At 68.0% G+C, this 13769-nt stretch carries 12 protein-coding genes; 5 read left to right on the forward strand and 7 right to left on the reverse strand.

What is annotated here, in order from left to right:
- The first annotated feature begins 351 nt into the window (after positions 1-351).
- The gene (locus tag WAL33_RS06595; RefSeq protein WP_422179680.1) at positions 352-1827 is read left to right on the forward strand and encodes a M20 family peptidase; all 1476 of its coding nucleotides are present in this window, start codon (positions 352-354) and stop codon (positions 1825-1827) included.
- A gap of 247 nt (positions 1828-2074) precedes the next feature.
- On the opposite strand, the gene WAL33_RS06600 is transcribed toward WAL33_RS06595, so the two are convergent.
- The 7 genes from WAL33_RS06600 to WAL33_RS06630 form a co-directional block, all read right to left on the reverse strand.
- Positions 2075-2731: a GNAT family N-acetyltransferase gene (locus tag WAL33_RS06600; protein ID WP_422179682.1), complete on the reverse strand. Its 657-nt coding sequence runs from the start codon at positions 2729-2731 to the stop codon at positions 2075-2077.
- A 9-nt stretch (positions 2732-2740) separates the two neighbouring features.
- Positions 2741-4033, reverse strand: a complete 1293-nt coding sequence (locus WAL33_RS06605) for a hemolysin family protein (protein WP_422179684.1) — start codon at positions 4031-4033, stop codon at positions 2741-2743.
- A gap of 123 nt (positions 4034-4156) precedes the next feature.
- Positions 4157-5200, reverse strand: a complete 1044-nt coding sequence (locus WAL33_RS06610; protein WP_422179686.1) for a substrate-binding domain-containing protein — start codon at positions 5198-5200, stop codon at positions 4157-4159.
- A 70-nt stretch (positions 5201-5270) separates the two neighbouring features.
- On the reverse strand, positions 5271-6521 hold the full coding sequence (locus tag WAL33_RS06615; RefSeq protein ID WP_422179688.1) for an OprO/OprP family phosphate-selective porin: 1251 nt from the start codon (positions 6519-6521) through the stop codon (positions 5271-5273).
- Positions 6522-6681: 160 nt separating this feature from the next.
- Positions 6682-7497 carry a phosphonate ABC transporter, permease protein PhnE gene (gene phnE / locus WAL33_RS06620; RefSeq protein ID WP_422179690.1) on the reverse strand — a complete coding sequence of 272 codons (816 nt, stop codon included), beginning with the start codon at positions 7495-7497 and terminating at the stop codon, positions 6682-6684.
- Between the two features lie 20 nt (positions 7498-7517).
- A complete protein-coding gene (gene phnD / locus WAL33_RS06625) occupies positions 7518-8552 on the reverse strand; it encodes a phosphate/phosphite/phosphonate ABC transporter substrate-binding protein (RefSeq protein WP_422179691.1) in 1035 nt (344 codons plus the stop codon).
- Positions 8549-9361, reverse strand: a complete 813-nt coding sequence (locus WAL33_RS06630; RefSeq protein WP_422179693.1) for a phosphonate ABC transporter ATP-binding protein — start codon at positions 9359-9361, stop codon at positions 8549-8551. The genes phnD and WAL33_RS06630 overlap by 4 nt, the downstream gene beginning before the upstream one ends.
- Positions 9362-9619: 258 nt before the next feature.
- On the opposite strand from WAL33_RS06630, the gene WAL33_RS06635 reads away from it, so the two are divergent.
- From WAL33_RS06635 to WAL33_RS06650, 4 genes are all read left to right on the forward strand, one after another.
- Positions 9620-10882 carry a type III PLP-dependent enzyme gene (locus WAL33_RS06635; protein WP_422179695.1) on the forward strand — a complete coding sequence of 421 codons (1263 nt, stop codon included), beginning with the start codon at positions 9620-9622 and terminating at the stop codon, positions 10880-10882.
- A 293-nt stretch (positions 10883-11175) separates the two neighbouring features.
- Complete coding sequence (locus WAL33_RS06640; protein WP_422179697.1) at positions 11176-12228, forward strand: 1,9-bis(guanidino)-5-aza-nonane synthase; 1053 nt, start codon at positions 11176-11178, stop codon at positions 12226-12228.
- Between the two features lie 60 nt (positions 12229-12288).
- Positions 12289-13047, forward strand: a complete 759-nt coding sequence (locus tag WAL33_RS06645) for an acid phosphatase (protein WP_422179699.1) — start codon at positions 12289-12291, stop codon at positions 13045-13047.
- Positions 13048-13224: 177 nt separating this feature from the next.
- Positions 13225-13707: a transcriptional repressor gene (locus tag WAL33_RS06650; protein ID WP_422179701.1), complete on the forward strand. Its 483-nt coding sequence runs from the start codon at positions 13225-13227 to the stop codon at positions 13705-13707.
- Positions 13708-13769 lie beyond the last annotated feature (62 nt).

Raw genomic sequence — 13769 nt, forward strand, 5'->3', positions numbered from 1 at the left:
GGCCGCGACCGGGCGCGCCCCCCCGTGCGCATCGCGATGGCCCACCGCCGTCTCGACGCCGCCGGCCAGCAGCCGCGCGACCGTCGGCCCGCCGATGAAACCCGTCCCTCCGAGGACCAGGACGCTCATGCTGCTTTCGAAACTCCTTCGCCAGCGGCCAGCCTATGCGCGAGCCCGCGCTTCGAGGCAAATCGATCCAACCTCCGCCTCCTCGGCGAAGGCCGGGGCCCAGGTGAAGCCCACGAGCCGCTCTGGATGAATCTGGATCCCGGCCTCGCCGGGAAGACGGAGGTTGGCAGGTCCTCAAACTCGTCGCACAGTCCCCAAAACAAATGTTCGGGGGAAGCGGATATGGGCTGGAAGAGCAAGACGGCGCTGACGGCCGTGGGGCTGGTGCTGGCGGTCGGCGCGGTGGTGGCGGTGCGCACGGCGACGTTCAAGGCCCCGGCGGCGGTCGACACCGCCAGCATCCCCCTGGCCTCGGCCCGGCCGGTCGACGCCAAGCTGGCGGCCGAGCATCTGGGCCAGGCCGTCCGCTTCCAGACCGTCAGCCACCAGGACCCCGCCGAGGACCAGCCGGCCGAGTGGGACAGGCTGCACGCCTGGCTGCAGACGACCTATCCCGACGCCCACCGGGTGATGGCCCGCGAGGTCGTGGCCGGCCACGCCCTGGTCTACACCTGGAAGGGGACCGACCCGACCCTGGCCCCGATCGTGCTGATGGCCCACCAGGACGTGGTGCCGGTGACGCCCGGCAGCGAGGGGTTGTGGACCCATCCGCCGTTCGACGGCGTGGTCGCCGACGGCGCGGTCTGGGGCCGGGGCTCGATCGACGACAAGGGCAGCCTGGTCACCCTGTTCGAGGCGCTGGACGGCCTGGCCAAGGCCGGCTTCGTTCCCAAGCGCACCGTGATCCTGGTCAGCGGCCATGACGAGGAGGTGCGCGGCGTCGGCGCGCGGGCCGCCGCGGCCCTGCTGAAGGCGCGCGGCGTCAAGGCCCAGTTCGTGCTCGACGAGGGCATGGTGGTGGTCGAGGACCATCCGGTGACCAAGGGCAAGGTCGCCCTGATCGCCACGGCCGAAAAGGGCTACGCCACCCTGACGGTGACGGCCCCCGCGGTCGGCGGCCATTCCTCGGCCCCGCCGCCCCAGACGGGCGTGACCACCCTGGCCAAGGCGGTGCTGGCCATCGCCGACCACCCGTTCCCGATGAAATTCGACGGCCCGGGCGCCGACATGCTGAAGGCCCTGGCCCCGCACAGCTCGACCACGATCAAGATGGCGGCGGCCAACACCTGGCTGTTCTCGCCGCTGCTGGTCGGCCAGACCGCCAAGACCCCGGCGGGGGCGGCCATGCTGCACACCACCATCGCCCCGACCATGCTGAAGGGCTCGCCGAAGGAGAACGTCCTGCCGCAGGACGCCACGGCCTGGATCAACTATCGCATCGCGCCCGGCGACAGCTCGGCCGACGTCATGGCCCGGGCCAAGGGCGCGGTCGGCGACCTGCCGGTCAAGCTGGCCTGGGTGAAGACGCCGGACGAGCCCAGCAAGGTCTCGTCGATGTCGTCGGACGGCTGGAAGACCCTGGCCGCCCTGGCCGGCGACGAGAGCCGCGCGCCCGTCGCCCCGGCCCTGATGACCGCCGCCAGCGACAGCCGCTACATGGGCCCGATCGCCGACGACATCTACCGCTTCCAGCCTCTGGTGCTGACGGTCGACGCCACCAAGATGATCCACGGCACCGACGAGCACATCTCGGTCGAGAACGTGGGCCGGATGGTGCGGTTCTATCAGCGGCTGGTGGAGACGGCGGCGGGGAAGTAGGCGCCGCAAACTCTTCACGAAACGCACCTGACGCCTGCTGGACGCCAGCCGGCGGGAGCGGCGGCCGTTAGCAATCCGGTCGCCGCGGTGGCGGACGTGAGGGGGCGATCCTTCTCCCCTTGCGGGAGAAGGTGGCCTGCGAAGCAGGTCGGATGAGGGGTTGAAAGCCCTATTCGGAAAGGGTCTGACAGATCCCTCACCCGCCCCCGCTCCGTGGGCTGCCCTCTCCCGCAAGGGGAGAGGGATTTCAGCCGGTAGCCTCGCCGGGGATCACGACCGTTTCCATCCGTCCCTCGAAACGCCAGCCCAGGACCTCGTACAGCGCCCGCCCCTCCGGCGTGGCGACCAGCACCCCCTTATCCGCGCCCAGCGCCCGGGCCCGGTCTCCCAGCACGCCCATCACGACGCGCCCCAGGCCCCGCCGCTGGTGCGCCGGGTCGGTGATGATTTTGTCGAACACGGCGAAGCCCCCGGTCAGGGCGGTGCGGCCCGAAGCGGCCAGGCCGCCGTCCGCGTCATGGATTTCGACGACCAGCACCGCCCCCTCGGCCCGGAACTCCTGGACGTAGCCGGCGGGCGGCACGGCGGGCGGTGGAACGACGACGAGATCGACGGCCATCAGGTCGCCGGGCGGCTGCGCGCTCCAGCGCGCGTCGACGGCCGCCAGCAGCGCTTCGGGCGCGCAGAAGGCCTTCAGGAAGATCCCGGGCGCGGTGATCCTCGCCGCCAGGTCCGAAAGGGTCGCTGGGTCCAGGGCTGGGAACACAAGGCGTTCGAGGTGTCCGGGCTCCCCCACGATGACCCGGTGACCACCTGCCGCCCGGATCGGCGCGCCGACGTTTCGCGACAGCGCCCAGCCGGTCACCCACGCCTCGACCAGCGCCGCATCGGCCGATCCGCTCATGCGCCCCGCCTAGTTCTTGGTCACGCACCGCAGGATCAGCTTGTCGATCCGCGAGCCGTCCATGTCGACCACCTCGGCGTCGAAGCCGCCCAGTTCGACGATCTCGCCCTCGCGGGGGATGCGGCCCAGGCGGTCGAGCAGCAGGCCGGCCACGGTATGGTAGCCGCCCTCGGCCTCGAAGTTTTCGCCCAGGGCGTCGTTGAGCTCCTGGATGTCCAGACGCGCGTCGACCAGCCAGCTGCCGTCCTCGCGGCGCAGGATGCGGCTGTCGCTCTCGTCGTGGTCCTCGGGGAAGTCGCCGGCGATCATCTCCAGCAGGTCCAGCGGGGTGATCGCCCCCTGGATCGAGCCGAACTCGTCGACCACCAGGGCCATGTGCAGCGGCGTCTGCTTGAACACCGCCATGGCCCGCAGCAGCGACATGGTCTCGGGGATGGCGATCGGCTGCTGGACGTGGCTGCGGATGTCGATCGTCTCGCCCGACAGGCAGGCGTCCAGCAGGTCCTTCTTGAGGATCACCCCGATGTCGCCGTCCAGGTCGTCCTCGCTGGCCACCACGATGCGCGAATAGGGGCAGGCGCGGATCTCGGCCAGGATCTCCTCCTGGCTGTCGGCCAGCGAAATCCAGAACAGGTCGCGGCGCGGGGTCATGGCCACCCGCACCGGACGGTCGCCCAGCCGCAGGACCTCGTTGATCATCGCCCGCTCCTCGGGCTCGATCAGGCCGGCGTCGGCGCCTTCGGCCAGGACGGTCTCGACCTCCTCGGCGGTCATGTCGTTGGTGCGTTCGTCGCGCACGCCCAGCACCTTGAGGATCGTGGCGGTCGAGACGGTCAGTATGGTGACGAACGGCCGCAGCACCGTGGCCACCACGGCCAGGAACGGGGCCATGCGGCGGGCGATGGCGTCGGGGAACAGCAGCGCCAGGCGCTTGGGCACCAGTTCGCCCAGGATCACCGACACATAGGTCAGGCCGATGACGACGATGATGGTGGCGATCGCCTCGGAATGGGCGCCGACCACCGGCTTGTCCTTGAGCCACAGGTCCAGGGCCCCGGCGATGGTCGCCTGGCCGTAGGCGCCGGCCAGGATGCCGATCAGGGTGATGCCCACCTGCACGGCCGACAGGAACCGCGTCGGATGCTCGGCCATGGCCAGGGCCAGCTTGGCGCCCTTGTCGCCCTTGTCGGCGAAGGTCTGGAGCCGGGCGCGGCGGGCTGAGACCACCGCCAGTTCGGACATGGAGAACACCCCGTTCAACAGAACGAGGAGCAAGACGACGACGAGCGCGAGGAGGATCATGGCCCTTCAGGGTTGGCGCGGCCCAGCGGGCGCGGTGGGGCCACTATACAAAAGAAAACGCCGCGGCCCACAGGGGACCGCGGCGTCGTCTCGTTTTGACGTCCCAAAGGGGCGTTTGTGGGCTTACGAAGCCGGGCGAGCCATCGCCGTCTTGTTGGCGGCGGCTTGCTTTTGGGCGTCGTGCTGGCCGGGGGGCAGCGGGATCAGGCCGCGGCCTTGCAGATAGCCGCCACGACCCGAGGCCGCGTCCGAGGTGAACTCGGTCAGGAACTCGGCCAGGCCCGGCGTCACGCCGATGTTGGCCTTCTTGACGTAGATGTAGAGCGAGCGCGACAGCGGGTAGGAGCCGTCGGCGATCGTCTGGGCCGAGGGCTTCACGCCGTTGATCGAGGCGCCCTTGATCTTGTCCATGTTCTCTTCGAGGTAGGACCAGCCGAAGACGCCCAGCGAGCCGGGGGTCTTGGTCAGGGTGCCGACGATGGCGTTGTCGTTCTCGCCGGCGTCGATCCAGCCGTCGTTACGCAGCGGATCGACCAGCGACTTGAACTTCTTTTCGTTGTCGCTGCGGATCGCGTCGGCGGTCGGGAATTTGCGGGCGCCTTCCTCGATGGCCAGTTCCACGAAGGCGTCGCGGGTGCCCGAGGTGGGCGGCGGGCCGTAGACGTTGATGCGGTTGCCCGGCAGGCCAGCGCCGACCTCGTCCCAGGTCTTGTAAGGGTTGGCCACGAACTGGCCGCCCTTCAGCACTTGCTTGGACAGGCCCAGATACAGGTGTTCGCGCTTGAAGTTGTAATCAGCGCCGTCCTTGTCGGTGGCCACGACGATGCCGTCGAAGCCGATCTTGATGGCGACGATGTCCTTGACGCCCTTGGCGGCGCAGGCGTCGAATTCCGACTTCTTCATCGGACGCGAGGCGTTGGCGATGTCGGGGAAGCCTTCGCCCGTGCCCGAGCAGAACAGCTTGATGCCGCCGCCGGTGCCGAGGCTTTCGACCTTCGGAGCCTTCTTGCCGGTCTTCTTGGCGAAGTTCTCGGCGGTGCGGGTGGCGAACGGGAACACGGTCGAGGAACCGGCGGCCCAGACATAGTCACGGGCGGCATGGGCCGGGGCGGCGGCGAGCCCCGAGAGAGCGACGGCGGCGGCCGCGCAGGAAAGCAGCTTTTTCATGGAGAACTCCTGGAAGTCTCGAGAGCTTGAGAAGGAATGCGGGCCAGGCGTCACACCTGGCCCGCGGGTCTTAGAAGTCCAGTTGCGCGCGCAGCTGGAACTGCTTGATGTCGAAGTCTTGGTTCGCGCCGATATTGTCGGCCTTGCCGTCAGTGTAGTTGGCTTGGAAGCGGACATACGAAGTCAGGTAGTAGTTGGCGCCCAGGGTCCAGCCGGTGTATTCGCCAGCCTGCGACGTCGCGGGCTTCACCTTCAGGGTGTCATAGGTGTCCTTCAGGTCAGCGAAGTCATAGCGCAGCGCCAGTTCCAAGCCGCCGAAGCCGCCAGCCGTAATGGGATTGAGGATCTTGGGACGACCGAATTCCCCGGTGGCGCTGTTGTAGTTGCGGGTTTCGCCCGTCGGCCAGAAGCTGACGAAGGCGTAGCCGACCTTGACGGTCGGGTCGCTGCCCGTCGTGCCCGCGCGGGTCACGTTGATCTTCGAATATTCGCCTTGGATCGACAGCGGGCCATGCACCCACGCGCCCTCGGCGGCGATGGTGGAGTCGCGGTTGCCGATGCCGCCGGTCGTATAGAAGGTGGCGTTGCTGTAGGCGGTGTTGGTGCGGCCGGTATAGGCGAAGGCGCCTTCGTCGCCGCGGTTGCGGTAGCGGTACGAGGCCGCGACGTGGACCTTGTTGGCGTCGGTGACGATCGGCGCCCAGTGAGCGCGGCCGGTGATGGCCAGACGTTCCTTGGAGTCGGCGCTGGCGACGGCGACGTCAGCGCTGTTGATGCTGCCGCCCTGGACGCCGCCGGTGAAGCTGTAGTTCGGGCCCACGTACTTGCCCACGACGCCCAGCTGGTAGCTGTCGACGCCGAAGTCACCGTACGGACCGCGGTCCATGAAGGTGGTGAAGCGGGTCGAGGTCAGGTTTTCGAGGCCGGCGACCTTGATGTTGCCGAACAGGATGCTGGTGGCTTCGGTCGGCTTGACCTCGATGACGACGTCATCCCAGGACCAGGCGCCGCCGTTCACCGCGCCGCCTTCGGCCTTGTAGGCGATGTAGTTGTTCAGCTTGCCCTCGACGCCGAGGAAGACCTGACGGCCGCGAACGTTGCTGGTGTCGAAGTCGCCGCCGGGACCGTCGCGCTTGACGTCCTGGAACACGGCGTCCACCAGGATCCGACCGCGGACCTTGAAATAGACGTCGTCGTTGGTCCATTGCGGCGCGCCCTTCCAGGCGGTCGTGGTGTCTTGCGCGTGAGCCGCGACGCCGAGGCCGCAGGCGAGCATGACGCCCAGCGCCGCGCCGCTGACCAGCGAGGTCTTGTTCCGCATTTGAGAATTCCCCTTAAGGCTTTGCCCCCTGTCCGTTGGTCCGGATCAGGTAGAGCCGCTTTACGGGGGTCCCGTGACGGTTCCGCCACCCTTTGATGACAGACCGATGACAAGCCTTTTCAAGGTGTTAATTGTGGCAAGCGGGCCACATAAATCGCCTTTAGAGGAGACGTGTGCGGATGATCTGCGACAGCAGGTCGATCAGCGAGACGGCCACGACGATGACCAGCACGATGCAGCCGGTCTGGTCGTACTGAAAGCCGTTGATGGAATCGAGCAGCACCTGACCCACGCCGCCGGCCCCGATCAGGCCAAGGACGGTGGCCGACCGGCTGGACGACTCGAAGCGGTAGAGCGCGTAACTGGTCCATAGCGGCGCGACCTGCGGGATCACGCCCCAGACCACTTCCTGCAGCTTGACCGCGCCGGTGGCCCGCACGCCCTCGACCGGCCCCTTGTCGATCGACTCGACGGCCTCGGCGAACAGCTTGGCCAGCACGCCGCCGGTGTTGAACATCAGGGCCATGACCCCGGCGAACGGGCCCAGGCCCACGGCGGTGATGAAGATCAGCGCCACCACAAGATCGGGGATCGAGCGGATCAGGTCCAGCAGGCGACGGACCGGCTGCTGGATCCACCAGGGGGTGATATTGCCCGCGCCCAGCAGGCCCAGGGGGATCGCCACCAGGATGGCCAGGGCCGTGCCCCACAGCGCCATCTGGATCGTCTGCCACATCTTGCCGATGTAGAGCGGCCAGTCGGCGGCCATGAACGCCTGGGGATCGGTGAACGGCGAAAAGAAGCCGCGGCCGAACTCCTGCATCCTGCCCGCCTCGGTGAACAGCTGCGGGAACTTGTTGATCTCGGCCGGCCTGAAGCTGATCACCAGCAGGGCGATCACCCCGCCCCACAGCAGCAGATCGAAAGCGCGCGCCGAGAACGGCTTGCTGGGCGGAGGCGGAATGAGGTCGCTCATGACAGGTCGGTCGTCTCGGCTCAGTTCACCGGCGCGGCCAGGCCGGCCTTGCCCTCGGCGGCCACGCGTTCGGCCCTGACGCCGGCCAGCGCCTGCTCGGCGGCGGCCAGCTTGGCCTGGTCGCCGGCCTCGCGGGCCAGACCCACGGTCTCCAGGGCCTCCATCTCGCGCACCACCAGCAGGTGGGTGTCGTCGGCGGCCTTGAAGCCGCCCATCGACAGGCGCGCCAGGTTCTTGCGCTGCTGGGCCGCCACGGGCGTGTCGCCCTGGCCGTAGGTCAGGAAGAACTGGCGGACCTTCTCCTTGACGACCGGGTCCAGATCCTTGCGCCAGACGATCGGGTCCTCCGGCAGGGTCGGCGACTCCCAGATCACCTTGACCTTCTTGGCCTGGGCGCCGCCCTTGGCGTACTCGTTCAGGCGCAGGGCCGTGGAGTTGTTGGTCGAGGCGTCCAGCTTGTGGTTGGCCACCGCGAACAGGTTGGCGTCATGGCTGGCGCTGAGCACGGTCTTGAAGCAGGTCTCGGGCTTCTTGTTGGCCGGGATGAACAGGTAGGTCATCGGGGCCAGGGTGCCCGAGGTCGACTTCTTGTCGCCGAGCCCGAAGTCCAGGGTCTTGTCGCACTTGAGCAGGCCTTCGAGCGTCAGCTTGCTGTCGGCCGGGACGATGATCACCGACTTGTAGCCGTCGGTTCCCGACGGGTCGAAGGTGCGGGCGAAGACCTCGCCGCCCGAACGGCGCACGGCCTCCAGGCCCGACTGGTTGGAGAACCAGCCCACGTCGGTCTGCTTGGCGCCCATGGCCACGATCAGCGACGAGTAGTTGGACGAGAAGAACGGCTTCACCTTCATGCCGGTCGACGTCTCCATGTCGGCCAGGATGGGCTTCCAGTAGCTCTCCATGTTCTGGGCCGACTCGGTCGACAGGATCGAGAACACGATCGTGTCCTTGGGGGCCGGGGCGGCGGCTTTCTTTTCCCCGCATCCGGCCAGGGCCAGCGCGGCGACGAGGCCAAGGCCGGCCATGAAGCGCGAGATTGGCGAGCGGCTGATCATTGCGGGGCTCCTTCCCAGAAGACGTCCTCGAATTCCGGGCCATAGATATCGATGAGTTTGTCGCGGCCCAGGCCGCTGGTCGGGCCGTCATAGACCTTCTTGCCGGCCTTCAGCGCCACCACCCGGTCGCAGTAGCGCAGGGCGTAGTCGACCTGGTGCAGGGTGACGACCACCGTCAGGCCGTCGGTCTTGTTCAGATCACGGAGGATCTCCATGACCTTGCGCGCCGAGACCGGATCGAGCGAGGCGACCGGCTCGTCGGCGAGGATGATCTTGGCCTTCTGGACCAGGGCGCGGGCGATGGCGCCGCGCTGCTGCTGGCCGCCGGAAAGCGTATTGGCGCGCTGGGCGGCGTAGTCGGCCACCCCTACCCGGTGCAGGGCGGCCATGACCGCGCCGCGGGTCTCGGCCGGCCAGGCGCCGAACAAGCCGGGCATGAAGCCGATCCGGCCCAGCGAGCCCAGGGCGACGTTGGTGAACAGGGTCAGGCGGCCGACCAGGTTGAACTGCTGGGCGATGAAGCCGATGCGGATGCGCGCCTTGCGGACCTGATCGCTGACCTTGCCCTTGGCCTGCACCGGTCCGGCGAAGGCGGTGATCACGCCCTCCTCGTCCCGGCCCGAAGCAGGCGCGTCGATGGTCTGAAGGCCGTCGATCGAGCGCAGCAGGGTGGACTTTCCCGAACCCGAGGGACCGATGAGCGCGATCATCTCGCCGCGACCCACGTCGAGCGAAACGGCGTCCAGCGCCCGGCGCGACCCAAAGGTCTTGGAGGCGGCGCGGATCGAGAGAACAGGGTCCGACGTCATGGTCGGGGCGAATCCTTAACTGGCTTTCAAGTGATGGGAAATGCGTTCGTCGGTTTGGGGCACGGACGCAACGGATTTGTGACGCTCTGTGGATCAATTCACCGCCGGGGCGGGCAGCCTCCCAAGGAACCTTCGGCCCAAAAGTCTCTTTACATCGTGCGGCGATGACCCTATTTCGCTCGCTCCGGCGGACCCGAAGTCCTCATAAGCGCTGCTAACGCCGGCCTGGGTTTAAACTTCTGCAGGGGTCTACGTGAATTGCACACGTACCATACTCCCCTGGACCTGGTCCGTGAGCGGTCACCGGAACGTCCTGTCGCACTCGTGCGACCGGACGCGGTGTCGGTAGCGGCGCGCTGGTTCCAGGCTGAATTCAAAGGCGACGTCTTTTACGCGGTGAAGGCTAATCCTTCGCCATGGGTGATCCGCGAGCTCGTGGACGCCGGCGTGCGGTCCTTCGACGTGGCGTCGTTGAACGAGGTCGAGCTGGTCGCCCAGCACGCCCCCGGTTCGCGCATGGCCTTCATGCACCCGGTGAAAAGCCGCGTGGCGATCGCGGCCGCCTATTCCGATCACGGCGTGCGGACCTTCTCGTTCGACACCCATGAGGAACTGGCCAAGATTCTGGAGGCCACCGGCCAGGCCAAGGACCTGAACCTGATCGTCCGCATGGGCGTGCAGGCCGACGGCGCGGCCTATTCGCTGTCGGGCAAGTTCGGCGTCGAGCCGCACAACGCCCCGGCCCTGCTGCTGGCCGCGCGTCGCGCCACCCAGGACCTGATGGGCGTGTCGTTCCATGTCGGCAGCCAGTGCATGCGTCCCACCGCCTACCAGGCGGCGATGGCCCAGGCCTCGCGCGCCCTGGTGCGCGCCGGGGTGCTGGCCGATGTCGTCGATGTCGGCGGCGGCTTCCCGTCGATCTATCCGGGCATGGCGCCCCCCGAGCTGTCGGAATATCTGGCCGCCATCGACCGGGGCTTCAACGACATGATGGTCCACGAGTCCACCCAGCTGTGGTGCGAACCCGGCCGGGCCCTGGTGGCCGAGGCTTCGTCCCTGCTGGTCAAGGTCGAGCTGAAGAAGGGCGACGCGCTCTATCTGAACGACGGCTCGTACGGCTCGCTGTTCGACGCCGCCCACATGAAGTGGCCCTTCCCGGTCAAGGCCTACCGCAAGGACGGCGGCGAAATGGTGGAGGACGGCCTGCGTCCCTTCCGCTTCTATGGCCCCACCTGCGACAGCGTCGACCACATGCCGGGCCCCTTCTACCTGCCCGACAGCATCGACGAAGGCGACTACATCGAGATCGGCATGCTGGGCGCCTACGGCGTGGCGATGTCGACCCGCTTCAACGGCTTTGGCGAAACCGACACCGCCCAGGTGCAGGACGCCCCGATGGCCTCGATGTACGGCCTGGCCAAGCGTTCGATCCCGACCCCGCGCCCCGAAGCCGAGGAACGCAAGATCGTGCGGTTCTCACGGCCGAAGGGCGCGGCCGGCAAGAAGCGGCGGCGTCGCTAGGGGACCTGGAAGGGCGGAGGACAAAATCCCCGCCCTTCGACAGGCTCAGGGTGAGGATTTTGACTGAACCGCCGCTGCAATAGCCCTCATCCTGAGCCTGTCGAAGGACGAGGGCGGCCCACGACGTCAAATCGTCACTAAGAGCCTCGACAAATCTGAGTTAAACCGCGCGCCGCACCCAGCGCTCGAGCGTTGGGTACGAACCGCATTTCCCAATCGCCCCCGCCGGTCGCTCCGTCCCGGTGGAAGGTCAGTTTCAACGACGGGCGTCCAAAGTCAGGGAAACCGAAGCGATGAACGCTCCCGTTCCGAACAACACCAAGGCCGAGCTGCTGCAGAACGTCGTCGAGCATATCGACATCACCGCGTTCGACGCCCGCCCGATCATCGACGCCATGCGCAAGATGTCGTTCAGCTCGCGCGACACCGCCCGCGCCGCCGACATCTTCAACATGGCGCTGGAGGACAAGTCCTGCTCGCCGTGGCTGATCCTGGCCGGCTCGACCTCGGCCGGCGGCTGCATGCACGTCTACCGCGACATGGTCCGCAACGGCATGATCGACGCCGTGGTCGCCACCGGCGCCTCGATCGTCGACATGGATTTCTTCGAGGCCCTGGGCTTCAAGCACTATCAGGCCGCCGGCCCGGTCGACGACAACGTGCTGCGCGACAACTATATCGACCGCATCTACGACACCTATATCGACGAGGAAGAGCTCCAGAACTGCGACCACACCATCCTGGAGATCTGCAACCGCCTGGAGCCCCGCGCCTATTCCTCGCGCGAGTTCATCTGGGAGATGGGCAAGTGGCTGAGCGAGGGCAACGCCAAGAAGCCCGGCTCGCTGATCCAGACCGCCTATGAAGAAGGCGTGCCGATCTTCTGCCCGGCCTTCGTCGACAGCTCGGCGGGCTTTGGCCTGGTCAAGCACCAGAAGGAAAAGATCGCCGCCAAGCAGCCCTATCTGATGATCGACGCGGTGGCCGACTTCCGTGAACTGACCGACATCAAGATCGCGGCCGGCACCACCGGCCTGTTCATGGTCGGCGGCGGCGTGCCCAAGAACTTCGCCCAGGACACCGTGGTCTGCGCCGAGATTCTCGGCGTCGAGGCCGACATGCACAAGTACGCCATCCAGATCACCGTGGCCGACGTGCGCGACGGCGCCTGCTCATCCTCGACGCTGAAAGAGGCCGCCAGCTGGGGCAAGGTCAACACCACCCACGAGCAGATGGTGTTCGCCGAAGCCACCACCGTGGTGCCGCTGATCGCCTCGGACGCCTACCACCGCGAAGCCTGGAAGGGCCGCGAAAAGCCGCGCTGGCAGAAGCTGTTCGGCAAGTAGGCTTGCGACGGCCGCTTTGAAAATGCAGGGTCCCCGAAAGTGATTTCGGGGACCTTTTTCATGCGTGCGTCGTGGATCGTCGGGATCGCGGGTCTGGTGCTGGCGGGTTGCGCGAGCGGCGACGCCTATCTCGCCCGGGGATCCTACGACGCGCGCCAGGTCGTGCCGCCGCCGCCCGCCCGGGGCTCGGCCGCCGACGACCAGGACCGCCGCACCTTCCTGGACACCCGCGCCCTCAAGGACAGCCCGCGCTGGTCCCTGGCCCGGCAGGACGCGCGCGAGGCCCGGATCATGGAGGCCTATGGCTGCGCGCTAGGCGTCACCCCCACCCGCGCGACCACGCCCCGGCTGGCGGCCTTGCTGCATCGGGTCAGCCGCGACGTCCGTCCGGCCATCGCCGCGCCCAAGCGGCTCTACGACCGCAAGCGCCCCTATCAGGTGGACCGCGGCCCGATCTGCGCGCGCAGCGGCGCGATCGTGGCCCTGACTCCGGACTACCCTTCCGGCCACGCCACCTGGGGCTGGACCGTCGGCCTGGTCCTGGCCAAGGCCCAGCCGCAGCGCGCCGACGCCATTCTCAAACGCGCCCGGGCCTATGGCGAAAGCCGCGTGGTCTGCGGCGTGCACAACGCCTCGTCGGTGGAGGCCGGCCGGATCAACGCCACGGCCCTGGTGGACGCCCTGAGCGCCTCGCCCGAGTTCCAGGCCGACCTGGCGGCCGTCGGCGCCGAGCTGGACGCCGCGCGGACGGCGGGCCCCGCACCGGACAAGGCCTGGTGCGAAACCGAGGCCGCCCTGCTGGCGACATCGCCCTACTAGATCCTCCCCCCGTGGGGGAGGCGATCGCGGAGCGATCGGTGGGGGGAGTTTCAGGATCGTTGATCGTAAATCTGGGCCATCGCCCGATCACTCCACCCTCCGTCGGCTACGCCGACACCTCCCCCACGGGGGGAGGAGCAGGTTGCGCGAAACCCTCCGGACCTCTACCTCTTGGCCATGGCCCAAGCCGCTTGCGATCACGACCACCACAACCACGGCGTCGCCGGTTCCGCCCTCGAGGCCGAGTTGGTCGCCGCCGAAACGCGCTGCGGCGCGGCCGAGCAGCGCCTGACCGCGCCGCGCCGCCGGGTGCTGGAGCTGCTGCTGCGGGCCGGCCAGCCGGTGAAGGCCTATGACCTGATCGCCAGCTTCGCCCTTGATGGTCCCCCCGCCAAGCCGCCCACCGTCTACCGGGCCCTGGACTTCCTGGAGAAGCAGGGCTTCGCCCACCGCATCGAAAGCCTCAACGCCTATGTCGCCTGCCGCAAGGAGGCCGACGGCCACGCCGCCGCCTTCCTGATCTGCGACTGCTGCGGCGCCACCCGCGAGATCGAACCCAAGGCCAGCGCCGAGATCATCGCCGCCGGCGCCGCCGCCGGCTACGCGCTGACGGGCGTGACGATCGAGGCGCACGGGCTGTGCGCGGATTGCCGGGGGTGATCCGGCCGGGGACATGCCCTTGCGGCGTGTCCCCATCACGGGCAAGGCGACGGGATGTATCG

This window comes from Caulobacter sp., assembly GCF_049283275.1.
Classification (GTDB): Bacteria; Pseudomonadota; Alphaproteobacteria; order Caulobacterales; family Caulobacteraceae; genus Caulobacter.